22 protein-coding genes and 1 tRNA gene are annotated in these 20385 nt (G+C 60.0%); 7 read left to right on the top strand and 16 right to left on the bottom strand.

Going from position 1 to position 20385, the window contains the following annotated elements; translation table 11 throughout:
- The 5 genes from WAW39_RS01175 to WAW39_RS01155 all read right to left on the bottom strand — a co-directional run.
- On the bottom strand, nucleotides 1-1115 hold a 1115-nt coding region (locus WAW39_RS01175; protein WP_422314914.1), incomplete at its 3' end, for a filamentous hemagglutinin N-terminal domain-containing protein.
- 87 nt (nucleotides 1116-1202) lie between these two features.
- Nucleotides 1203-2150 (bottom strand): FecR family protein, encoded by a 948-nt coding sequence (locus WAW39_RS01170; RefSeq protein ID WP_422314912.1) that lies wholly within the window; start codon nucleotides 2148-2150, stop codon nucleotides 1203-1205.
- A gap of 161 nt (nucleotides 2151-2311) precedes the next feature.
- A complete protein-coding gene (locus tag WAW39_RS01165) occupies nucleotides 2312-3112 on the bottom strand; it encodes an SOS response-associated peptidase (protein ID WP_422314910.1) in 801 nt (266 codons plus the stop codon).
- A gap of 122 nt (nucleotides 3113-3234) precedes the next feature.
- Nucleotides 3235-3309: transfer RNA gene (locus WAW39_RS01160), tRNA-Arg, on the bottom strand.
- A gap of 75 nt (nucleotides 3310-3384) precedes the next feature.
- A complete protein-coding gene (locus WAW39_RS01155) occupies nucleotides 3385-4284 on the bottom strand; it encodes a sterol desaturase family protein (protein ID WP_422314908.1) in 900 nt (299 codons plus the stop codon).
- A gap of 188 nt (nucleotides 4285-4472) precedes the next feature.
- Here WAW39_RS01155 and WAW39_RS01150 point away from each other — a divergent pair, with 188 nt between their 5' ends.
- The 5 genes from WAW39_RS01150 (at nucleotide 4473) to WAW39_RS01130 (ending at nucleotide 10216) form a co-directional block, all read left to right on the top strand.
- Nucleotides 4473-5876 carry a phenylacetate--CoA ligase family protein gene (locus tag WAW39_RS01150; RefSeq protein ID WP_422314906.1) on the top strand — a complete coding sequence of 468 codons (1404 nt, stop codon included), beginning with the start codon at nucleotides 4473-4475 and terminating at the stop codon, nucleotides 5874-5876.
- Nucleotides 5877-5946: 70 nt separating this feature from the next.
- On the top strand, nucleotides 5947-6990 hold the full coding sequence (locus WAW39_RS01145) for a zinc-dependent alcohol dehydrogenase (protein WP_422314904.1): 1044 nt from the start codon (nucleotides 5947-5949) through the stop codon (nucleotides 6988-6990).
- Nucleotides 6991-7268: 278 nt separating this feature from the next.
- Nucleotides 7269-8168, top strand: coding sequence for a hypothetical protein (locus WAW39_RS01140; protein WP_422314902.1), 900 nt, complete (start codon nucleotides 7269-7271; stop codon nucleotides 8166-8168).
- On the top strand, nucleotides 8165-9337 hold the full coding sequence (locus tag WAW39_RS01135) for a hypothetical protein (protein ID WP_422314900.1): 1173 nt from the start codon (nucleotides 8165-8167) through the stop codon (nucleotides 9335-9337). Before WAW39_RS01140 ends, WAW39_RS01135 begins: the two co-directional genes overlap by 4 nt.
- Nucleotides 9338-9646: 309 nt before the next feature.
- Nucleotides 9647-10216 carry a GNAT family N-acyltransferase gene (locus WAW39_RS01130; RefSeq protein WP_422314898.1) on the top strand — a complete coding sequence of 190 codons (570 nt, stop codon included), beginning with the start codon at nucleotides 9647-9649 and terminating at the stop codon, nucleotides 10214-10216.
- Between the two features lie 100 nt (nucleotides 10217-10316).
- On the opposite strand, the gene WAW39_RS01125 is transcribed toward WAW39_RS01130, so the two are convergent.
- From WAW39_RS01125 to aroQ, 6 genes are all read right to left on the bottom strand, one after another.
- A complete protein-coding gene (locus WAW39_RS01125) occupies nucleotides 10317-11354 on the bottom strand; it encodes a Gfo/Idh/MocA family protein (protein WP_422314896.1) in 1038 nt (345 codons plus the stop codon).
- Between the two features lie 207 nt (nucleotides 11355-11561).
- Nucleotides 11562-12050, bottom strand: coding sequence for a 50S ribosomal protein L9 (gene rplI / locus WAW39_RS01120; RefSeq protein WP_422314894.1), 489 nt, complete (start codon nucleotides 12048-12050; stop codon nucleotides 11562-11564).
- A gap of 98 nt (nucleotides 12051-12148) precedes the next feature.
- Nucleotides 12149-12391 carry a DUF4404 family protein gene (locus tag WAW39_RS01115; RefSeq protein WP_395732524.1) on the bottom strand — a complete coding sequence of 81 codons (243 nt, stop codon included), beginning with the start codon at nucleotides 12389-12391 and terminating at the stop codon, nucleotides 12149-12151.
- A 66-nt stretch (nucleotides 12392-12457) separates the two neighbouring features.
- Entirely contained in the window at nucleotides 12458-13021 is a 564-nt protein-coding gene (locus WAW39_RS01110; protein WP_422314891.1) for an NUDIX domain-containing protein, read from the bottom strand.
- A gap of 17 nt (nucleotides 13022-13038) precedes the next feature.
- The gene (locus WAW39_RS01105; RefSeq protein WP_422314889.1) at nucleotides 13039-13695 is read right to left on the bottom strand and encodes a hypothetical protein; all 657 of its coding nucleotides are present in this window, start codon (nucleotides 13693-13695) and stop codon (nucleotides 13039-13041) included.
- 64 nt (nucleotides 13696-13759) lie between these two features.
- On the bottom strand, nucleotides 13760-14305 hold the full coding sequence (gene aroQ, locus WAW39_RS01100) for a gamma subclass chorismate mutase AroQ (RefSeq protein WP_422314887.1): 546 nt from the start codon (nucleotides 14303-14305) through the stop codon (nucleotides 13760-13762).
- A gap of 90 nt (nucleotides 14306-14395) precedes the next feature.
- On the opposite strand from aroQ, the gene mnmA reads away from it, so the two are divergent.
- A complete protein-coding gene (gene mnmA, locus WAW39_RS01095; protein WP_422314885.1) occupies nucleotides 14396-15481 on the top strand; it encodes a tRNA 2-thiouridine(34) synthase MnmA in 1086 nt (361 codons plus the stop codon).
- Nucleotides 15478-16644: an NAD(P)/FAD-dependent oxidoreductase gene (locus tag WAW39_RS01090; protein ID WP_422314883.1), complete on the top strand. Its 1167-nt coding sequence runs from the start codon at nucleotides 15478-15480 to the stop codon at nucleotides 16642-16644. The genes mnmA and WAW39_RS01090 overlap by 4 nt, the downstream gene beginning before the upstream one ends.
- A 209-nt stretch (nucleotides 16645-16853) precedes the next feature.
- On the opposite strand, the gene WAW39_RS01085 is transcribed toward WAW39_RS01090, so the two are convergent.
- From WAW39_RS01085 to WAW39_RS01065, 5 genes are all read right to left on the bottom strand, one after another.
- On the bottom strand, nucleotides 16854-17648 hold the full coding sequence (locus tag WAW39_RS01085; RefSeq protein ID WP_422314881.1) for a hypothetical protein: 795 nt from the start codon (nucleotides 17646-17648) through the stop codon (nucleotides 16854-16856).
- A 235-nt stretch (nucleotides 17649-17883) separates the two neighbouring features.
- Nucleotides 17884-18342, bottom strand: a complete 459-nt coding sequence (locus tag WAW39_RS01080) for a VOC family protein (RefSeq protein ID WP_422314879.1) — start codon at nucleotides 18340-18342, stop codon at nucleotides 17884-17886.
- 82 nt (nucleotides 18343-18424) lie between these two features.
- Complete coding sequence (locus WAW39_RS01075; RefSeq protein WP_422314877.1) at nucleotides 18425-19402, bottom strand: helix-turn-helix transcriptional regulator; 978 nt, start codon at nucleotides 19400-19402, stop codon at nucleotides 18425-18427.
- Nucleotides 19399-19956, bottom strand: a complete 558-nt coding sequence (locus tag WAW39_RS01070) for an AlkZ-related protein (protein WP_422314875.1) — start codon at nucleotides 19954-19956, stop codon at nucleotides 19399-19401. The genes WAW39_RS01075 and WAW39_RS01070 overlap by 4 nt, the downstream gene beginning before the upstream one ends.
- 87 nt (nucleotides 19957-20043) lie before the next feature.
- Nucleotides 20044-20385, bottom strand: a 342-nt coding sequence (locus WAW39_RS01065; protein ID WP_422314873.1) for a response regulator, incomplete at its 5' end; no start/stop codon positions are given.

Here is a 20385-nt window from a genome sequence, read left to right as displayed (position 1 = left end):
GCACCGCCGAGGGTGAGTGAACTGCCGCCCAGCCGGATGGCACCGCCGTTGCCGCTGGCTGCGTCGGCACGAATGGTGCCGTCGATGAATGTGACTGTCGGCGCTGTGGCAGTATCTGCGTCGCCCTGCGGCCGGGCGTTGATTTCGATCTGTCCGCCTGCGGTTTCGCCATCGGCAGAAACGACAATGGCGCGCCGTATGGTGACCTCTCCGCCCGTCACCGCGATGCTGCCACCGCGACCCGTGGTGCCATTGGCATCCACTCGTCCGCCGAGAGTGGCGCTGCCTTTGTTGCCGGCGTTGATTCTGATCTGTCCGCCGTTCCCGGAGGAACCACGTGCGACCAGCTTGCCGGTGCTCTCGATGCGTCCGCCGTTGGCACTGAGGATGATGCGGCCGCCCTGCCTTGTGGCGGCGGTGGCGGCGATGCGCCCCGTGTTGCGAATGGCCAGCGCATACACGTTGCCGCCGTGGGCTTTGAGTTCTGCGACGTTCGCCTCGATGAGGCCGCTGTTGGTCACACCCGTACCGCGCTGAGGTCCTGCGGCATTGCGCACGATCACGCGCTCATCGCCCGCGGGCATGATGAGCACATCCGTACCTGCGGCCAGTCCCACCGTGCCATTAGGCGCGCGGATGGCACCGGAGTTGTTGACCTGAAAACCGATGAGAAACACATCGCCGCTGGAGGCGCGGATGGAGCCTGCATTGGTGACGCCTGCGGTGGTGTTTCCTTGATAGGCCATCTCTCCACCGGCCATGAACATGCGGTTGCTCAGATCCAGTGTGGAAGCGGTGAGCCCCGCCACATCCACCACTGAGCCTTGGCCAAAGATGATGCCGCTGGCATTGATGAGGAACAGCTGACCATTGGAGGTGAGCGTGCCGTTCAGGAGAGAAGGGCCTCCGTCCAGCACGCGGTTGAGCGTGGCCGAATTGACATCCGGCACGATGAAGTTCGTGTGCTCGCCGCTGGCGATGTTGAAGGTGCTCCAGTCAATGACGGCTCGGTCCGTCTGCTGATGGATGGTCGTCAGTCCAGGGAAGGTGTTTTGAATTTGTGCATCTCCCAGCACCACCACGCCACCGGTGGGATTCGCAGAAATTTGAACCACTGATCCGTGCAGGAAAATCCATAACGCAGCCCCCCAAACGAGGGCGCGGACAGTCCTCAAAGATGGACACACCAAAGCCATTCCGTTTTATTCCTGAGGCTTGGGATTGGTGGCAGCGGTTTCCAGCGGGACGATGACGACTTCGCCGTCTTTCGTCTGCACATAGCCTTTGCCGTTCTCCACGGAGACGGAGTAGAAGGCACCTTTTGCCACAGCGACACCACTGGGTGTCTTGATTTTGAAATCCATCTTGCCGGAGGTCTCAGGCTTCACCAGTGCGCCGATGGCCCCGTTCTTCAGGTCCAGCAGCACCTTGGGTGCGTCCTTGGACTCGACGATCTCAGCCACCACCGCCTCGGAATTCGGGCCGAGGCGAATCGCGGAAGTTGTTGTCATAGTCACCGTGGCGTTTGAATCCGCACCGGTTTTGAGTGTGCTGCCCACGGTCACGATGTCACCTTCCTTCAGCGCATGCTCTGGCTTGCCTGGGGGAGTCTCGGTCACATTGCCTTTAATGATCGTCACCTTGCCGCTCTGTGGCACCTGCTTCTTCACATCGTTCGGGGTTACGTCCACCTTGCCATGCTCCACTTTGACGAAGCCTTTGCCATCTTCCACGGCCACCGCAAACATCGTGCCGCGTGCAGCCGCGATGCCACTGGGGGTCTTCACTTTGAAGTCCATGGTGGATTGCGCCTGCGGCTGAATCAGCGCGCCGAGACTGCCCGACTTGAGATCCACCAGCACTTTGGGTGCTGTGTCGGAATCCACGAGTTCCATGAATACGGCCTGTGAATTTTCAGCGATGCGGATGGCCGACTGCTTGGTGGTCTTGATGACCGCACGTGAAGCAGGGCCGGTTTTCACTGTGGAGCCCACCGGCACCGCATCACCCACCTTCAGCGGAGTCTCCGCATTGCCACCCATCGGGATGAGTGTCACCTTGCCAATCGCCACCGAAACGGTGCCGTTGGATTCCGCAGCCATGCCATGCCCGATTAGAGCAAAGACCACCATGGCTATGAGGAGTTTCATGATATTGAATTTGTCGCACTTCATAAATTCGTCAAAAAAATAAACGCACCAAGATCAATGATGCGTCGCTATTTTGCGTCATTCTCAAGATTTACTATAACATCCATTATAGGATTTGCGCTTGTAAGAGCTTCGTAAACTAAGCGAGAAATTTAGCTCGTTCAGGGCTCAAAGAGCAGCATTTGTGGACCGGGATCCACTCCCACTTTGACCGGCTCATCTCCAGCCTGCGGCACGGGCGGCGCGATCGGGCGGAGGGTTTCTTCGCTTTTGTCGCGTGAACGATTGGCAGTGGTGGAGACGCGGTAGGCCTCCAGCATCTCGCTCTCATAGGGACGAAAGAGGGCGCGCAAGTCGTCGGCACTCATGCCGGGCTGCATCCATGCAAGGGCACTTTCGTCTTCCAGAATGAGGGGGCTGCGGTCGTGAAACTTTGCCATGTAGCGCCCCGGCGGCGTGGTGACGACACTCATGGAGGTGATGACGGCCCCACTTTCGAAATCCTCCGGGCTGCGACTCTCCCACACATCCCAGGTGCCAGCCAGCAAGACAGGTGCATTGTCCGTGCGATGAATGAAGTAGGGAGTGGTGCGGTCAGGCCATTCATGCCAGCCCACCACGGGGATAAGGCAGCGCTGGCGCAAGATGGGACCGCGATAGGAGGCCAGCTCAAAGATGCTCTCACACCGCGCATTGAACGTGAGTCCGAACTTCTTTGCGACGTCCCTCTTGCCGCCTTTGGCCCACGATGGAACCAAGCCAAAGCGCATGCGCTCGATGCCGATCTCATCAGCCTGCATGGTCAGCACGTCCGCGTAGTCCGTGGGGCAGATGTTGTGGATCACTGGCACCTCGGACTTCGTGTCCTCGTTCTTCTTTTGGGGCCGTCGTTCGATGCGCAGTTTCTTCCCCGCGAGAGAAAGCGCTGGGATCTTCGCGAACTGGTTCAGACGGCCACACATGGGAGGGCAGGAAAGCGCACTCAGACAGAGAGGCAAATCAGAACTCGTGCGACAAAGGCGCTACGGGACGCCGTTTGGCAATGCCACTTCCACTGCAACCAAGTTCCAGCCATGTAGCAAGCTGGTGCGCCCGCCAGGAATCGAACCTGGATATGCGGCTTCGGAGACCACCATTCTATCCGTTGAACTACGGGCGCGTTGTTCGGGGAGCGATGCTTCGCATGGGCACCGGAGTGCAGCAAGTCGTTTTCGGGGTGGGGTGCCCACCTTTTTCACAACAACTCGTGCTTGTGGGTGCCTGCTTTGGCGGAGGACTGAAATTTGTGCCAGCGGAAGGGCTCCACCACCTGGCCCCAGAACGTGCGGGGCATGGCGGACTTGATGCCGATCTCCACCGGGGGGCGGCGGTTGGCGTCGTCGTAATACGTCCCGAAGATGATGTCCCACAGCATGAGGTTTTCGCCGTAGTTTTTATTGCCTTCGCGCAGGTCCATGGAGTGGTGCCAGCGGTGCAGGGCAGGGGTGTTGAAGATGTAGTTCAGCCAGCCGAAGCGCATCTGAATGTTCGCATGCGTGAGAAAGCCGATGTAGGCGGTGATGGCCCCGAACCACAGCACCACGCTCTGAGGCGCGCCAGCCAGCGCCAGCAGCGGTGCGGAGAAAAGGGCGCTCTTGAGAGTGTCGATGATGTGAAAGCGTCCGGTGTTGAAGAACCACAGCTTTTTGGAGCTGTGATGCACCGCGTGAAACCACCACAACGGCATCCATTCATGCGCGATGCGGTGCGCCCAATAGAGGCCAAACTCAGCGATCACCAAACCCAGCACAACCTGGAAGAACATAGGCCAGTGATTCGGCCAGTACCCTGTGCCCAAGTCCCCTCCCACCACGGAGGCAAGGCCGAGCCAGGTGGCGGAAATGATGATGAGCTGCACAAACGATTTGGTGAAGGCCGTGTGCGCCAGGTCTGGAAACTCCTGTCCGTCCGACTTCAGCCAGGCCTTCTCGTGCGGATACACGCGCTCCAGAAAGTACAACAGCGCCGCGAGGCTGAAGTAGGTGATGTTAAAAGCCAGCGGCCCTTGCTTGTGAGCGATGCCGATCCCGGTGGGGATCAAGGCAGCAACGAGGATCAGGGGCCAGAGCAGGTATTCGAATATCTTGCGGAGCATGGGGTCGATTTACAAAGCAAGAATTGTGCGGATTTCCAGTGCGGATGTGGTGAGATGATGTGCGGGGATTGCTAGGCGGCGTGGAAGTTGGCTGGCGGCTCGGCTACGGCCCTTATGAGCCGCAAGATTCATCTACCCTCCGGCTCGCGCCTTGACCGCACGCCTTCCCAACCCGACAACCATCCTCCATGAGTCGATTATTAAACCTCCTGCGCGCGCGCCGGGCCGTGAAGGAAGCCCATTTCATGAGCCGTGCGGACCTGCTGAAGCTGCAGGAGCGCCGCTGGCGTGCCATGGCGCGCTATGCGCTGGAGGTAAGTCCCTTTTACCGGAGGCATCTCGCGGGCATCGATGTGGAGCGCTGCCAGATCACGGACATTCCGCCCATGAAGAAGGAGCTGATGGTGGAGAACTGGGATGAGATCGTCCCTGACAAGCGTTTGCGCCGCGCTGAGCTGGAGAAGTTCCTTCATGATCCGAAAAACTGGGGGACGCTGCTGCATGGCCGCTGGATGGTCAGCACCACTTCCGGCACCACTGGCCCGGGCTTTGCGGTTCCGCATGACATCGCCTCCGTGGACTGGGGCCATGCCTGCCAGAATCTGCGCAATTCCACCTCTCCGCACAGCGCCAGCCAGCCTCCTCTGCCGTTTTTTCGCAGGCGGCTCAAGGTCCTGGCCTTCGTCACGGCCACTTCACCTTCCGTTTCTGCCGCCTTGTATGCGACGCGGCCCTGGATCGGTGCGCTGTTTTGCACTTATCACCGCATCAACATCACAGCGCCCTGGAGTGAAATCCTGGCCGAGGTGCAGCGCATTCAGCCGGATGCGATGATGGGCTATGCCTCCTTGTTCGGCCGGCTGGCGCAGGCCCAGCTCAATGGCGAGCTGAATCTCCGCATGCCAAAGGACAAGGGCTACATCTGGGCCGGAGGAGATGCCGTGACGCCTGGCATCCGCGACCTCTGCCGCAGGGCCTTCGGCATTGAGCCTTTCAACATGTATGGCTGCGGCGAGACGCTGGGCATTGCCCGGCAGTGGCGGGGCATGGAGCACCTGCACTGCCATGATGACATGCTGGTGTTTGAGGCGGTGGACGCTGCCGATCAGCCGGTGCCCGATGGCGTTCTTTCCGACCACGCGCTGGTGACGCCGCTCATCAACAAGGCGCTGCCGCTGCTGCGGTACCGCGTCCATGACCGTGTCAAACTCGGGCCGGTGGATGCCCATTGGCCGTTCAAGCGGATCGAGCAGATCATTGGCCGTAGCACGATGTGCTATGTGTTCAAGACTCCGGAGCGGCGCGTGTTCATCGGCACCAATTTTCTGTTTTTCATGGATGAGCAGCAAGAGGTGGCCATCTACCAGTTTCGTCAGACGGGGCCGGATGCCGCGGAGTGTCTGTTTGTCCCGCAACCGGGTGTCGATGTCGCTGCACTGCAGCAGCAACTGGAAGCCCTGATGCGCAGCTGCCTGGATGATGGTGGCTGCACGAGTGTGAAATGTTCGGCACGCAGGGTGGCTCAACTCAGCCCGGACCCGCGCACGGGCAAGGTGGAGCAAAACGTGCCGCTGCCGGATGAGACGGCGTGAAGTAGTGAAAAGGGCCTCGCTCCGGGATTCCTCTTTTCACTTCTGCATCCCTTTTTACTCTCTCCGCCCCATGAAGTCCGTCATCGCCATCGCCCCAGGAGAACTCGCCATCCTCGACACGCCGCAGCCCAAGCCCGGGCCGTATCAGGCGCTGGTGCGCACGGAATGCGCCTGCCTGTGCAACCGCACGGACTCCGAACTGCTCGCCGGTAAATTTCCCGGCATGGAGGACAAGTTCCCCTTTGCCCTCGGCCATGAGAGCGTCGGCATCGTAGTCGCGGTGGGAGACAAGGTGAAAAACTTCAAGGTGGGAGATCGCGCGGTCGGCGGTCTTGTTTTCGATCTGCAAACAGAAGGCGTTGATTCCGGCTGGGGCGGCTTCGGTGAATACACCCTGGCCAATGATCATGACGCCATGGTCGCAGACGGCGTGGCCGATGAGGCGCACGGCTGGGTGGAAGTCTTCGAAATTCAGACCCGTGTGGATGCCGACATCCCGCCGGAGCAGGCCGTGCTCCTCTGCACCTGGCGCGAGGTGCTCGGTGCCTTTCGTGACTTTCACCTCCAGCCTGGCGATGACGTGCTGATCTATGGCGCTGGGCCGGTGGGCCTCAGCTTTGTGAAGCTCGGCCGCCTCTTTGGCCTCGGCTGGATCGGCATCGTGGACCGCCATGCTGACAAGCAGGCCAAGGCGCTGGCCTTGGGTGCGGATGCGGCCTTTGCGCCGGGAGACGTGGAGATCGGCGAGCTTTCCAAGATTCGGGGCAAGAAGCTTGATGCAGTCATCGATGCCGTTGGCCATCCCGACATCGTACAGCAGGGGTTGCCACTGCTGCGTCGTGGTGGCTCCCACTGCATCTATGGCGTGCTCACCCACGGCGTGCTGCACATCGACAAAGCGAAGGCCGATTTCAACTTCAACCTCTTCGTCCATCAGTGGCCCACACGCCGCTATGAGAAGGAATCTCAGGCCGCTCTCTGCCAGTGGATTCGTGAGGGCAGGCTCACCTCGGCGGATTTCATCACGCACCGCTTCCCGCTGGATGAGATCACCGCCGCATTCAAAGCCGTGGCCGAGCGCAAGGTCATCAAGGCGCTGCTGGAATACGCATGAGGCGGCTCTTCAAATGAAGCTGCAAACCTTGCTGCGCCGGTGCATGCAAATCGTTCTGCCGTTCGTCCACTGGCGTGTGCCGGTGGTTCTGCTGCGCGGACCTGCGCGTGCTTCTGGCCGGGAGGTGGTGCTGCTCAGCGCAGGATCCCCGTCCGCCTTCATCATCGGACGCTTCTTTGCACAGGAGCCCGCCGTGGTGCGCCGCACACGCGTACCCGTCTGGCGGCTGCAGCGCCTTGTTAACGAGTGGCGCGCTGCCGCGGTGGATCACCAGCTGGATGAATGTGCCGGAGGATCTGCAGGAGTTTGGGCGCTCGCACCGCAATGCCCAGACAGACCTCCGCCGCATCCGCACGCGAAACTTTGAATGCCACCTCAGCCGGGAGGCGAAGGACTTCGCTCTCTTTTGTGAAAAGTTTCACCGTCCTCACACCACGGCACGGCATGGCAGCATGAGGATGGTCTCCCCCCGCTGGATGTTACGGTACGTGTTCCGCCAGGGAATGATCCAGTGGGTGACTCGCAAGGGGGAAAAACTGGCCGGCGGGATTCTCACCATCAAAGGCAAAGTGCTCACCAAACGTGTCAACGGCGTGCTGGATGGGCGGGCGGATCTGCTTAAAGAAGGCGTGCTGAGCGCCCTCTACGTGCATTCGATGCAGGAGGCCAGACGGCTGGGCTGCACCGAGATCAACATGGGTGGCAGCATGCCTTCGCTGCATGACGGAGTCTTTCGCTACAAGAGCAAATGGGCCACGGGCCTGCGCAGTCATGATGGATTCATCTCCGCCAATTGCGTCACACTGCTGGCCTGGAATCGCCTGGCGGGGCCGGTGGCTGAGTTTCTGAGCCAGACCTCTCTCATTCATCATGATCAGGACGGCTACTCGGCCCTTTGGGTCTTTCCACACGATGAGCCGCTGACAGTCAAGACTCTGCAGCAGCACTATGACAAGCTCGATACCGCCGGCCTGCGCCGGTTTGACATCCTGCTGCCCGGAGACGTGCCTGAGGAATTTGTCTGCCCCGCCAATGTGCGTCTTATTCCCATGACAGCGGTGCGTGAGGGAGGGCCTGAACAGTTGAAGCTTTGCGAACTTGCAGCGCCTGCATTGACCCATGAAACCATCCTGCCCGATGTGAACTCAACCAGCCAAAGTCACGCTCAGCCATCATGATTGTCTTTCTGCATACCCTGCTGCGCTGGTGGGTGGGCCTGCGCCTGCCATTCACCAGCTGGCGCGTTTCCGTGCAGGAGCTCTGCGGCACCTCGCGTGTGTCCGGGCAGGAAGTCCGGATGCTCGCGGCCGGAATGCCACGCTGGGCTGCGCAGGTCGGCCCCTATTTTTTTGCAGGGGAGCCGGTGGTGGAGAAAACCACCCAGGTGCCGGTGTGGCAGCTGCGGCGGCATCTGAACCAGCGGCAGGCCTCAGCCGACCTGACCCTCGTCGGGATTGACCGCATTTCAGCCCGGCTGTTTTTGGGGAAGGACTTTCTGGCGATGCCGCCCTTGATCTCCACCTGGCAGTCGGTCCCTGAGAATGCGTCGGATTTCTCTCTGAAGCGCAGCAGCGTGGCGTCGGATTTACGGCGTGTTAAAAAGCAAGGCTATACCAGCCAGCTTTCCAAGGCCGCCGGTGATTTTGATCTGTTTTACGAGCATTTCTACAAGCCCTATATTCTGGGCCGGCACACCACGAATGCCCGCCTGACGCCCCGCTGGATGCTGCGGCTGGTTTATGCTTTCGGTTTCATTCAGTGGCTGACACTGAATGGGGAACGTGTGGCCGCAGACCTGGTGATGAAGCAGGGCAGGGGCTACAACCTGGTGGTGACAGGAGTGAAGGATGGGCGGCAGGACCTTCTGCGTCAGGGGGCTCTAGCCGCCCTCTACGTTCATTCGCTGGATCATGCCAGGCAGCTCGGCTGCACCCGCATCCTTCTGGGCAGCAGCAGAGCCTTTTTGCAGGATGGTCTGACGCGCTACAAGGGCAAGTGGATGCACGGCTTCAATCAGGATGATGGACACATCACCGCCAACCATGTTCTGCTGCTGCGGTGGAACCGGCTGGCTGGGCCCGTGGCGGAGTTTTTGAGCAGCGCAGGGCCTATTCATCATGAACAGTCCGGCTATTCCGCACTCTGGGCATTTCCAAGTCATCTGCCCCTGAGTGCTGAAACTCTGCAAAAGCAGTACGATGTATTGAAATTGAAAGATCTATATCGTTTCCGCATCTTGCTGCCAGGCAAGGCTCCGCCTGGCTTTGTGTGCCCGCCGGAGGTGCGCTTGATCGAACTGGCGGCAGCGGAAAAGGCTGGGGCGGGTGGCATCATTGGCCTCGGTTAACTTGAAAACCGCTCTTGTAGCAGCAACGGCATGTTGATCCCCGGGTTTGGAGGCAGTGGCTGCGGCTCGTTCAGGGTTCAGTTGGAGGCTGGGGTTCTAAATCCCTTCTGAACTCAGTGAACCTAGAACCCATTGTGCGGGGATCACCTGGATTTGCCGGATGTGGCACTGCACGCCAAAGCGCTCCAGACGCGCGGGTCTCCGAACCCGAAGCAAGCGGTGTGCCGTGATTTTTTAATCTATATTTAGGCGTATTTAGTTTTGCTTCAGGCAAACTCTTTATCATAAAGAGAGGCAGTTTATCAAATCATGGTCCAGAAGATTCCTTTTCACGAAAATCGATCCATCATTGCGCAGATCCGGCGTGAAGTTTACACGACCGGCCTGCTGCATGAGATCGATGAATTTGATGAATTCGCCCATCATTTTGCGCTCTTCAACGCCGCCGGAGACATCACCGGCGTGGTCCGCATGCTGCGCAGTGATGAAGTGCCGCGACTGGAACTGCAAAGTGAATCTGATGCGCAGGACCTGGTGTTCCCCCAGAGCGGGCTCATCATGGAAGTCTCACGCGGCTGCGCCCGGAAAAGCCTCACTGGCATGCCGCTGATGCAGCTGGCCGTGGCGATGCAGGATTACGCCAAAAAACAGAAGGCCGCGCATGTGGTCACCAAATCCGGCAAGCGGCTGCTGCCGCTGTACCAGACCATGGGCTTTCGTGTCTTCGGCAAGCCATTCTACTCCGACTGGTTTGACGACCGCAAGACCGGGCTGATGAGCATCCCCATCATCTACGACTTCGTCAAACCCGGCGGGCTTCCCGCTGTGGCCGGGCCGCAGCCCCAGCAGCATGAGGAAGAAGAAGTGTTGGTGTGGTAAAACGACTGAGTGAAGTGGTGGTGCGGGCCGTGCGGGCACAAAAAACCGCGCGACGCTGCAGCGCCACGCGGTTGTGAGTGATCGCAACGGAGGATCAGATTCAGCCGAGATCCGCAATGCGCACCGGCTTGCCGCCCTGCTCCGCGCTCTTGTCGGAGGCGAAGATGACTTCAAAGGTGCGCAGCGCTTCGGGGAAGCTGGTGAGCGGCATGTCCTTGCCCTCGTCCAGGGAATCAAAGAAGGCCTGGAACTGGGATTCATAGGGATGATCGCTCACGTCACCGGAGTCGAGCATCTTCATGGAGAGCTTGCTCCAGGCGTGCTTGTCGGTGTGCAGCTTCATGGAGTGGAACTTGTCGTCCAGCAGGCTGCCCTGGCTGCCGCACAGGTGGGTGTGGAAGTAGTAGGGCTGCAGGCAGTCCACCACGGCGGCGGATTTGCCCACGGCACCATTCTTGAAGTGAATCAGCGTGACGCTGGTGGTGTCGTACTCATAGGGCTTGAAGATCTCGCTCTGCGTCTTGGTGGAGAAACTGGTGACGCTTTCGATTTCGCCGCCCATGACCATGAGCAGGGCATCCAGCGCATGGCAGCCGGCGGTGAGCAGTGCGCTGCCGCCGTCCTTCTTGCCGGTGTTCCAGCGGAACTGACCATACCAAGGGCCGATGCCGTGGTAGTAATCGACTTCGCCGTAATGGATGCTGCCCAGCAGGCCTTCGTCGATCAGCGCTTTGGTCACTTGGAATTGATTTGAGAAGCGGCACTCAAAGCACACGCAGCCTTTGACTCCATTGGCCTTGGCAGCGGCGACGATTTCGCGCACTTCCTGCAGCGAGTTGGCCATCGGCTTTTCGAGGATGATGTGCTTTTTGGCATTCGCCGCCTTGATGGCCTGATCGCGGTGCTGGCTGGGGTAGCTGGAGATGTCCACCACGTGGATGTCCGGATTGGCCAGCATCTCGTCGATGTTTTGGTAGCTCTTGATGGGCGTACCGTGCTTCGCCGTCAGCTCGGCGTCGTCCAGTTTGCGGGAGGAATAGATCGCGGTGACCTGTCCCTGCTTGGTTTTGTTGATGGCGTCAATGTGAGCGCTGGCGGCCCAGCCGTATCCGATGATTCCGACGTTGTATTTCTTCATGGTGAGTGGGGGCATGCTCCAAACCGGAGGCATGATTGTCAATATCAATACCCGGTACGGAAGTGTCTCTTTCGAGTCTTTTTGCACCAGAGTGCACGCATTAGGCGGCGCACAACAACTTCAGCCAAGCTCCCTATTTGCTAAAAAAACAAAGCCGCGTTGTTCACGCGGCTTTGCAGGAGGGGTTTTAAACTGGAAGGGCCGGCTTTATTCAGCGTCGTCTTCAGCAGGAGCGGCTTCGCCGGCGGCGGAGACGTTCAGCTTGACGGTGGCGGTGATTTCGTGGCCGAGCTTGACGACGATTTCGAAGTTGCCGGTGTTCTTGATCGGCTTCTCGAGGACGATCATGTGACGATCCACTTCGATCTTGGACTCTTCGGAAAGAGCCTTGGCAATGTCGATGGTGGTGATGGAACCGAAAGCCTTGCCGCCCTGACCGGTGGAAAGGGTGAGCTTGAGCTTCACCTTCTTCAGCTTGGAGGCAATCTTTTCAGCTTCAGCGACTTCCTTGGCTTCGCGCTCGGCACGCACGGCCTTGAGACGCTCGGTGTAGCGCAGGTTGCCCTTGGTGGCTTCATAAGCCTTGCCCTGGGGAAGCAGGAAATTGCGCGCAAAACCGCGCTTCACGCTGACGACGTCAGCTTCGGCTCCGAGGCCTTTGATTTGTTCTTTGAGAATAACTTGTGTGTTTGGCATGGCGACATTCCCTCGGGGAAAAAGGGGCGCGAAACTACACGCCTCCTAAGTTCTGTCAAAGGCGGATTCTAGGTTCTTTTGAAAGTGTGGGTTCCACTTCAGATCCCCATGTTGGCCAGCGTGGTCGCCAGCCGGTTCATAAAGCCCGTCGCTTCCGGGTGCGCGGCCTCGAGTTCTTCCACGGAAGAAAGCCACTGGCCCTGGGCCTGCCCGGGCTCTGCGGTGGGGGCTTCTGCCTCGGTCTGTGCCAGCAGCTCAAGCAGCTTGGTTTTCGCGGCTTCTGGCAGATCGCCTGCGTCTGCCACCAGTGTCTTGAGTTGTTCCAGTTGCTCTGTGTTCATGGTCTTCCCACTCTGTCACCGTGAGCATGTCCCGACAAGAGTTTTGATGCCGCAAGAATGTGCAAGTCATGCGGTCAAATCGCCACGTCCTGCCACTGCCAGCAGCGCGAGCACGCTGATGCTGTCGCGGATGCGTCCATCGCGGGCCATTTGAATGGCTTCCGTCAGCGGCAGTCGCAGGACTTCGAGTTCCTCCGTGTCCTCGGGCTGCGCCTCGGTGTGGGTCAGGCCGGTGGCGATGAAGATGTCGCAGACTTCGTTGCTGGTGGAATTCGAAAGCTGGATGCCGGAGAGCAGGGGCTCGATGGTGGCGGCAACGATGCCGGTTTCCTCCCTCAACTCACGCCTTGCTGCCTCTAATGGGGATTCACCAGCCGGACAGCCGCCTTCGGGGATCTCCCACTCATAGCGTCCGTGGCAGTAGCGCCACTGGCCCACGAGCCAGGTGTGGCCTTCTTCATCCACAGGAATGACGCCAACCGCGATGTTCTTGTACTCCACCACGCCATAGATGCCGGGGCCGCCAGTGGGTTTGAGCACCTGATCCTCACGCACGCGGATCCATGGATTGGCATAGGTCTCCCGGGTGGAAACGGTTTTCCAGGGGTTGGGGTGCTGGGGGAGATTCATGGTCTGAGAATGAGGATTCACTTCTCTGTGGAAAGAACCACCCCGTCTGCTTCCACCTGGTATTTCTTGAGCGCCTTCAGCACCGGGCCCAGCGTCTTGTCGTTCTGATAAGGGCCCATGGCTCCATACATCGCCATGCCTTTGACCATTTCCTCCGGCACCGTCTTGCCCGGCACCCGCACAGCGCTGACTTTGGCATCGGGTCCCAGCTCGGTCATCTCCAAGGTGTAGTCCACTTCGCCGACGAGGTAACGCTTCGAGTCCTCCCAGAATTTTTTATTCATCGGCAGGCTGACATCGGTGATGATCGTCTGTTTGGCGGCATCCAGTGATTTCACCCTCAGCATGTCTTTGTAGCTGCCGCTGCCGCCGTCTGGAGCCAGCACGAGCATGGCATTGAGCTCCGCCACGCTGAGCTTCATCGTGGCCGGTTTCCCTGCGTTCGCCAAGGCGGCAAAGTCAGTGAGCTTTTTCTCCAAGTCTGGCACTGCCGCCACGTCAGGCAGTTTGGCAGGCGCCGACTGCGTGATCGCCGCGATGGCCGCATCCATGGTGGTCAGCGTGTAATAGCCCCACCAGATGATGAAGACGAAGACTCCGACCACCGCACTCATGATGATGCAGCCGTAGCCGGAGTGGAACTCGCTGGTGGGAACTTTTTGAATCTTTTCCATCCCTCATCTGAATGCGGCGCTGGCAAAGATCAAGCCGGGGTTCGTCCGGGAGGTTATGAACTGCTCAGGGAGCAAGCCCGGCCTCAAGCCCTTCCAAGGCTGGCTGACTGACCGTCTTCGAGTAACCTGCACGGGCGAGGCGCTGGCCTGCCTCCACAAGGATGGCGGCGGATGCTGTTGGAGTACGTGGCTTGGCGAGGCTGGCGATCATCTTCTGCCCAATGGCATCCAAAGCCGGGCGAACAGTCTGCTTGAGGTCGGGCACTTTGACATCAGAGGTCACCCCCTGCGGATGCTGCCGTAGCCATTCCTCCTGCACCACTTTGGCCGCCAGCATCTGCCCGGTGAAAAAGCGCCGCACGTTCTCTTCTTTCAACCCGGCGGCGACACCGCGCTGGGTCATCGTGCGCAGCAGTTCCGCTTCGCGCACAGGGTCTGTGATGGGCAATGACTTCACCTGCTTGGCCAAGGCAACTTCATCCATCCAGTTCAGCCGCTCCACCATCAACATGGGAAGGGAACTGCGAGAAGAGCAGGCAGACAGAATCAGAGCCAGTCCGAGGAGGGCGGCATGGCAGCATGAAAGGAAGGGAGAAAAAACAAAGCGCATGCGCCGAGATATACCGGCAGGTGGCGATGAACAAGCAATGACGCTGCGCCTCTTGATTGACGCCAGCCATCAGCCGCCGATTCTCAGCGGATGAAGATTCTCGCAGCCATGTCCGGAGGCGTGGACAGCAGCGTGGCCGCAGCCGAGCTCGTCCGCGCAGGGCATGACGTGTCCGGCGTGTACATGAAGAACTGGATCAACGAGGAGAACATCATCGGCCATTGCCCGTGGGAGGAGGACATCACCGATGCCGAGGCCGTGGCCAGGCAGCTGGGCATCCCGTTTCGGGTGGTCAATCTCATGACGGAATACCGCGAAAAGGTGGTGAAATACCTGATCGAAGGCTACCAGGCCGGCATTACTCCAAATCCGGATGTGATGTGCAACCGCGAGATGAAATTTGGCGTCCTCTGGGACTGGTCGCAGGAGCATGGCTTTGAGGCCATCGCCACCGGGCACTATGCACGCAAGGTGGATGCAAACAGCGAGCATCCAGCCTCCATCCTGCGTGGCGCAGACCCGAACAAGGACCAGACCTATTTCCTCGCCATGATGCAGCCGCATCAGGTGCGCATCGCGCAGTTTCCCATCGGGCATCTGCTCAAGCCGGAGCTGCGTGAGCGCGCCCGCGAGTTCGGCCTCAAGACGGCGGAGAAAAAGGACAGCCAGGGCATCTGCTTCATCGGCCAGGTGAAGATGGAAGATTTCCTGCGCACTTTTGTGCCGGATCAGCCAGGACCCATTGTGAATCTGGAAGGGAAGGTGCTGGGCGAACATCGCGGCCTGCACCTCTACACGCTGGGCCAGCGCAAGGGCCACGGCGTGGCAAGTCCCATCCACAAGCAGGCCTATGTCGTGGTGGCCAAGCGGCCGCAGACCAACGAACTCGTCGTCGCCATTGAAAATTCCGACACACCGCTGCTCTGGGCGCGCAAAGCCACACTGCACTCCATTTCCAGCACCGGCGCCCCTTTGCACGAGGAGCGCCTGCTGCAGGCTCAGCCGCGCTACCGCTGCCCGGCGGGCAATGCCGTGTTCCGCCCGCTAGGCGATGGTCGTGCGGAACTTGAATACTCGGAGCCGCAGCGCGCCCTCACGCCGGGCCAAATCTGCGCTTTGTATGATGGGGAACGCCTGCTCGGTGGCGCGGTGTTTGAAACCATCCAGTACACATGACCCCCACCATTCTCATTCTCGGCGGCGGTTGCTTTGGCCTGACCGCCGCCCTTGAGCTCCGCGCTCGGGGCTGGCAGGTGACCTTGATCGATCAAGGCCCCCTCCCGCACCCCGACGCCGCCTCCACGGACATCAGCAAGGTGGTGCGCATGGACTACGCCAACGACGAGCAGCATACGGCGATGGGCGAGCTCAGCCTGCAACGCTGGCGCGAGTGGAATGCAAGGTGGGGCGAGGAGCTATACCATCAGGTCGGCTTCCTCGTCATGTCCCGCGAGCCGATGCAGCCCGGCGGCTTTGAACATGACAGCCGTGCCTTCCTCACGCCACGCGGCCACCCATTGCGCCGGACCTCGGCTGAGGTGCTGCGTGAACTGCACCCGGCCTGGAATCATGCGCTTTACCGTGATGGCTACCTGAATCCCGCCGGTGGCTGGGTGGAAAGCGGGCGGGTGATTGCGCGGCTGGCCGCCGAGGCCCGGCAGGCCGGAGTGGAAATCTCCGAAAACGTGCCTCAGCCGCGCCCGCAGTTCACGGGCTCCCGCTGTACCGGCATCACCTCCGCCACCGGGCAAACCTGGCAGGCCGATGCCGTCCTTGTCGCCGCCGGAGCCTGGACGCCCACGCTGCTGCCGCATTTGCAGGAGGTGATGTGGACCACGGCTCAGACGGTCTTCCATTTCCAACCGCAGGATCCGCGCCCCTTCACTCCGCCGCAGTTTACCGTCTGGGGTGCCGACATTGGCCGGACCGGCTGGTATGGCTTTCCCGCCAATGCCGCCGGACTTGTCAAAGTGGCCAACCACGGCCCCGGCCGCCGGGTCAATGCCTCAGATCCGCGAACACTGCCGGCAGGGGAGGAGGAGCGCTACCGCGCCTTCCTCCGCGAAACCTTTCCCACCCTGGCCGATGCCCCGCTGCATTCCACCCGCGTCTGCTTGTACTGCGACACCTTCGACGGAGCCTTCTGGATCGACCACGACCCCGGACATCCCGGCCTCATCATCGCCGCCGGAGATTCCGGCCACGCCTTCAAGTTCACGCCCGTCTTGGGTGAAATCATCGCCGATGTCGTCGAGCGAAAGCCGAACCCATGGGCGGAGCGCTACCGCTGGCGCGAAAAAACTGCCACCAGTTCGGACGGTGCCCGCGCTTCAACGTAGGCCATCTTTCATGCCGAGTATGGGTGGGGAAAGGTTGGCTTGAAACGTTACGTAAATAGCTATTTAACAATGCTTAATAATCATTTATCACTGAATATTTATATAACCCTAGTTGAGCCATCGTGTCTCCAAGCAATGAAGATGGACTGCTCAGGGAAACGGATTGAGCGTTTCAAAATGAAACGCCATTGATGCAGCGGTAGGAAGGGTTAGAACAGCATGGGCTGATCATCGATCTCAGCCGACTTGCTGCGTTTTTTGCGCGGTGCAGGCTCTTCAACTGGAGCAACGACAGCGACGTTTTTTGCGGGGGCTTCAGGAGCCGTAACTGCGACCACTTCAGGGAGAGATTCAGGAATATCGACAGCCTCTTCTTCTGTGGGCACTTCTGGAGCAGCGGCTGCTATCTCTTCAAGTGGTGCCTCATGGATCACTTCAGGTGCAGCCTCAGCCACCTCTTCAGGAACCTCTGATGGCAACATCTCAGGCTCTTCCACCACACTCAGAGACTCGACCACAACCTCAGCAGGCGCCGTGACATTTTCCACGACCTCCGTCTCAATATGTGCCACATTTTCCTCACTGATAATCAAAGAGGAATCTGTTTTAATTACTTCCTCAGCAGGATGAACCGGAGCGGCGCTTTTCTTCACCTTGGGTGCCTTCACAGGCTTTGGCGCTAACGGTTCGTCCGTCACTTTTTCTGTCACGGCGGCTTTGCGCAGTCGGTGTCTGGCCACCCGTTTCGCGGTCAGAGCTTTGTTCTGCGCCACCGGGCTGTTGTGGCGTTTGAAGTTACGGAAGGAGAGTTTCTCATTCGTTTCAATAAGCCAGCCGGTTTTCTCCAAAGCTGCGGCGAAACCTTTGCGCCCCACGATCTTGTCGATGAATTCTTTGGTAACGCCAAGGTCGTTAGGATCAATGCGGTTCAATTCCGCCCAGGACCACAAGCGCACCAGCTTCCCCACGACCGCGTCATCATCGAGACGCAACTGGGTGGCCAAACTGCAAATCTCCGGCTTGTCCGGCGTACAGATTTCGATCTTGATCCAAGGGCGTCTCATGGCTGCAGGAGCTTGCAGGGAGGGAGAACGCAGGTCAAGGAAACCTTATTAACGTTACATTGTCACTTTGTGAACAACTCGGATATGTAGCGAACGAGCCCAGCCCACGGTTGCCGCTCCGCCATCGGCTCCGCCAAGTGGGTGAGCCCACCTGGCAGAGACGATAGCAATCAGCCTACTTGGCCCCCTCACTCATGAAGGCCTGAGCACGCTTCATCAGTTCATCCGGCGGCACGTCTTCGAGGTGCTGGCTGAAGCTCCAGCGGTAGCCGAAGGGATCGCGGAGCATCGCGGTGCGTTTGCCCCAGAACTGATCTCGGGAAGGTGTCAGCGGGGACCCGCCAGCGGCGAGGGCGCGGGCGAAGGCTTGGTCGCAGTCATCGACCTGGATCGTGAACACGCAGGGGGCCAGAGCGCCCTCCGGGATGGCGAAGGCGTGCCCTGGAGGAAACTCATCGGAGATGTAGATGTGCGTGGTGCCGATCATGAACTCGGCATGCGGCACGATGCCCGGGGCCGGGGAGAGTCGGAAGAGCTCCACGGCACCGAAGGCCCTGGCGTAGAAGTCGAGTGCATCAGCGGCGCTTTTGCAGGTGAGGGAGAAGGAGACGGTGGGTTCGTTGGCTTGGCTCATGGGTGGTATTTCGGTGGAGTGTGAATGCGGATCGCCATCTTTTGCGATCACCCGCCATCCATCGCACCGCCCACTGACAGCCTTATGTCAGGGGTGTTTTCACCCGTGACGATTTTTTCGGCTGATGGTGCTCCGCAGTCGCGAGGGCCAGTTCGGTCACCTTCATCTGCAGAACTTCGGGAGAGAGAATCTGGGCATCGGTTCCCATGCTCAACAACCAGCGGGCCACATAGTCGAAGCCGTCCGAGCGGAAGACAAAGCGGACGCGCACTTCGTTGCCTGTGGCTTCTTCCTCGATGATCGTCGGCCCCCAGAAGCGGCGGACACTTTCGATGAGCCTGTCCGGGACTTCGATGACGGCGAATTCACTGCGCTCCGGCATCATGCACTTGGCGATGTGCTGCGTGAGATTGAAATCTGGGTGCGGTGGGATCGGCTCCGGCAGCGTCTCGCAGCGGACGATGCGATCCACGCGAAAGTCCCGCATGTCTCCGCGCAACCGGCACCAGGCGATGAGGTGCCAGTGATCGAGGTAAAACACCAGCCCTCGCGGCTCCACCAGACGCTCGGTGGGCGCGCCACGTGCGGCACCCAGGTAGTTGAGCCGCAGCACACAGCCCTCGGCCATGGCCCGCTGGACGGTGCTCAAAGGCACGCTGCCCTTGGTCGGAGACCGCCCGCCAATCACCATGGTTTTGCGCAGCCGATCCACGCGGCCTTGCAGGCCAGGAGGCAGGACGGCCGTCACCTTGCCCATGGCGGAGCGGATGGCATCGCGCATGGAGGCATCGGTCATGCGTTCGACCAGCAAGCCGCCAGTGACGAAGGCAAAGGCTTCCTCAGGCGAGAACATCACAGGCGGCAGACAGTAGCCGCTCATCAAACTGTAGCCCACACCGGGCTCCCCCACGATGGGCACGCCACCTTCACCCAGTGCCGCGAGATCGCGGTAAACTGTGCGCTCCGTGATTTCGAAATGATCGGCCAACTGCGCAGCCGTAATGACCCGGCGCGATTGCAGCAGCATCACCATGGAGACGAGGCGGTCGGTGCGGTTCATGCCTCACCTCCGATGTCGGGATACTGCTCCGCAAAGGGCAGCCAGGTGTCGAGTTTCAGTTTCGGTGCGTTGGAGCGAGTGATGTTCAGCGTCACCTGCAACTCCACCAGAGCACCGTCCACCTTGCTCTTGCTGATCGCACCTGAGGGAGACAACGCCTTGCGCAATTCCGCTGTGGTGTGCGGTTCACTGCGGATCAGTTCGAAGGCGCGACGGGCCAGCGGGCTGCATGTGGACACTGGGCGATGATGCGCTGGATAGTGGACCTCTTGCAGGTGCTCGATGCTCATCAGCATCGCGAGTCCGCCGGGCAGCTTGCCGTAGAAGATCTCATCGGGAAACTGCGCTGGCAGTTCATTCTTCCATGCCCACACCGCCTCCACTTTCGCACCCCATCCTGGCTGCCCCGGCTGTCTCCCGGGCAGATCCACCACATCCCACAGGCTGGGGAGGTCGGAGGTTTTCGAGCCAAAGATGAGGCAGGTCTTCGCTTTCAAGACGAAGGCGTAGGCTTGCTCGAAGGTTTTGATTTTGGCGGAGCGCTTCGGCTTCATAAGGGGCTGCAGTTACGCTGCGCCATACACTGATCCCCGGAACATCGCCCCGAGTTTCTTTTCCAAAATGGCCCGCGTCCAGCCTTCTCAATTCGGCCGCAGCCCGGCATGGCTCAGGGCATGCAGAGCGTGGCGGAGTTCGGTGAATCGAACCGGCTTGATGAGGTGCGCGACGAAGCCGGCTTCGCGGGACGCCTGGAGGTCTTCGTCCGTGCCGTAGCCGCTGAGGGCGATGCCCTGCAGGCCATGCTGCGTGTGCAGGATTCGCATGAGCTCGTGGCCGGTGCCATCCGGGAGGCCGAGGTCGGAGATGACGGCATCAAACTCTTTCTGGCGTGCCTGGGTCAGGGCCTCCGCCTTGGTGCCCACCCCCACCACGGAATGACCGCCGCGTGTGAGCAGGCGCGAGAGCACCTGCAGGCTCTGCTC

The sequence above is a fragment of the Prosthecobacter sp. genome, from assembly GCF_049294395.1.
In the GTDB taxonomy this organism is placed as follows: domain Bacteria; phylum Verrucomicrobiota; class Verrucomicrobiia; order Verrucomicrobiales; family Verrucomicrobiaceae; genus Prosthecobacter.
Note: the sequence above shows the minus strand (reverse complement) of the source record. Positions and strands in the feature narration are given on the sequence as shown.

Excerpts from the sequence above, each read along its gene's own strand:
- WAW39_RS01170 (WP_422314912.1), bottom strand. The coding sequence starts at position 2,150 with ATGAAACTCCTCATAGCCATGGTGGTCTTTGCTCTAATCGGGCATGGC.
- WAW39_RS01165 (WP_422314910.1), bottom strand. The coding sequence starts at position 3,112 with ATGTGTGGCCGTCTGAACCAGTTCGCGAAGATCCCAGCGCTTTCTCTC.
- WAW39_RS01155 (WP_422314908.1), bottom strand. The coding sequence starts at position 4,284 with ATGCTCCGCAAGATATTCGAATACCTGCTCTGGCCCCTGATCCTCGTT.
- WAW39_RS01150 (WP_422314906.1), top strand. The coding sequence starts at position 4,473 with ATGAGTCGATTATTAAACCTCCTGCGCGCGCGCCGGGCCGTGAAGGAA.
- WAW39_RS01145 (WP_422314904.1), top strand. The coding sequence starts at position 5,947 with ATGAAGTCCGTCATCGCCATCGCCCCAGGAGAACTCGCCATCCTCGAC.
- WAW39_RS01140 (WP_422314902.1), top strand. The coding sequence starts at position 7,269 with ATGAATGTGCCGGAGGATCTGCAGGAGTTTGGGCGCTCGCACCGCAAT.
- WAW39_RS01135 (WP_422314900.1), top strand. The coding sequence starts at position 8,165 with ATGATTGTCTTTCTGCATACCCTGCTGCGCTGGTGGGTGGGCCTGCGC.
- WAW39_RS01130 (WP_422314898.1), top strand. The coding sequence starts at position 9,647 with ATGGTCCAGAAGATTCCTTTTCACGAAAATCGATCCATCATTGCGCAG.
- WAW39_RS01125 (WP_422314896.1), bottom strand. The coding sequence starts at position 11,354 with ATGAAGAAATACAACGTCGGAATCATCGGATACGGCTGGGCCGCCAGC.
- rplI (WP_422314894.1), bottom strand. The coding sequence starts at position 12,050 with ATGCCAAACACACAAGTTATTCTCAAAGAACAAATCAAAGGCCTCGGA.
- WAW39_RS01115 (WP_395732524.1), bottom strand. The coding sequence starts at position 12,391 with ATGAACACAGAGCAACTGGAACAACTCAAGACACTGGTGGCAGACGCA.
- WAW39_RS01110 (WP_422314891.1), bottom strand. The coding sequence starts at position 13,021 with ATGAATCTCCCCCAGCACCCCAACCCCTGGAAAACCGTTTCCACCCGG.
- WAW39_RS01105 (WP_422314889.1), bottom strand. The coding sequence starts at position 13,695 with ATGGAAAAGATTCAAAAAGTTCCCACCAGCGAGTTCCACTCCGGCTAC.
- aroQ (WP_422314887.1), bottom strand. The coding sequence starts at position 14,305 with ATGCGCTTTGTTTTTTCTCCCTTCCTTTCATGCTGCCATGCCGCCCTC.
- mnmA (WP_422314885.1), top strand. The coding sequence starts at position 14,396 with ATGAAGATTCTCGCAGCCATGTCCGGAGGCGTGGACAGCAGCGTGGCC.
- WAW39_RS01090 (WP_422314883.1), top strand. The coding sequence starts at position 15,478 with ATGACCCCCACCATTCTCATTCTCGGCGGCGGTTGCTTTGGCCTGACC.
- WAW39_RS01080 (WP_422314879.1), bottom strand. The coding sequence starts at position 18,342 with ATGAGCCAAGCCAACGAACCCACCGTCTCCTTCTCCCTCACCTGCAAA.
- WAW39_RS01075 (WP_422314877.1), bottom strand. The coding sequence starts at position 19,402 with ATGAACCGCACCGACCGCCTCGTCTCCATGGTGATGCTGCTGCAATCG.
- WAW39_RS01070 (WP_422314875.1), bottom strand. The coding sequence starts at position 19,956 with ATGAAGCCGAAGCGCTCCGCCAAAATCAAAACCTTCGAGCAAGCCTAC.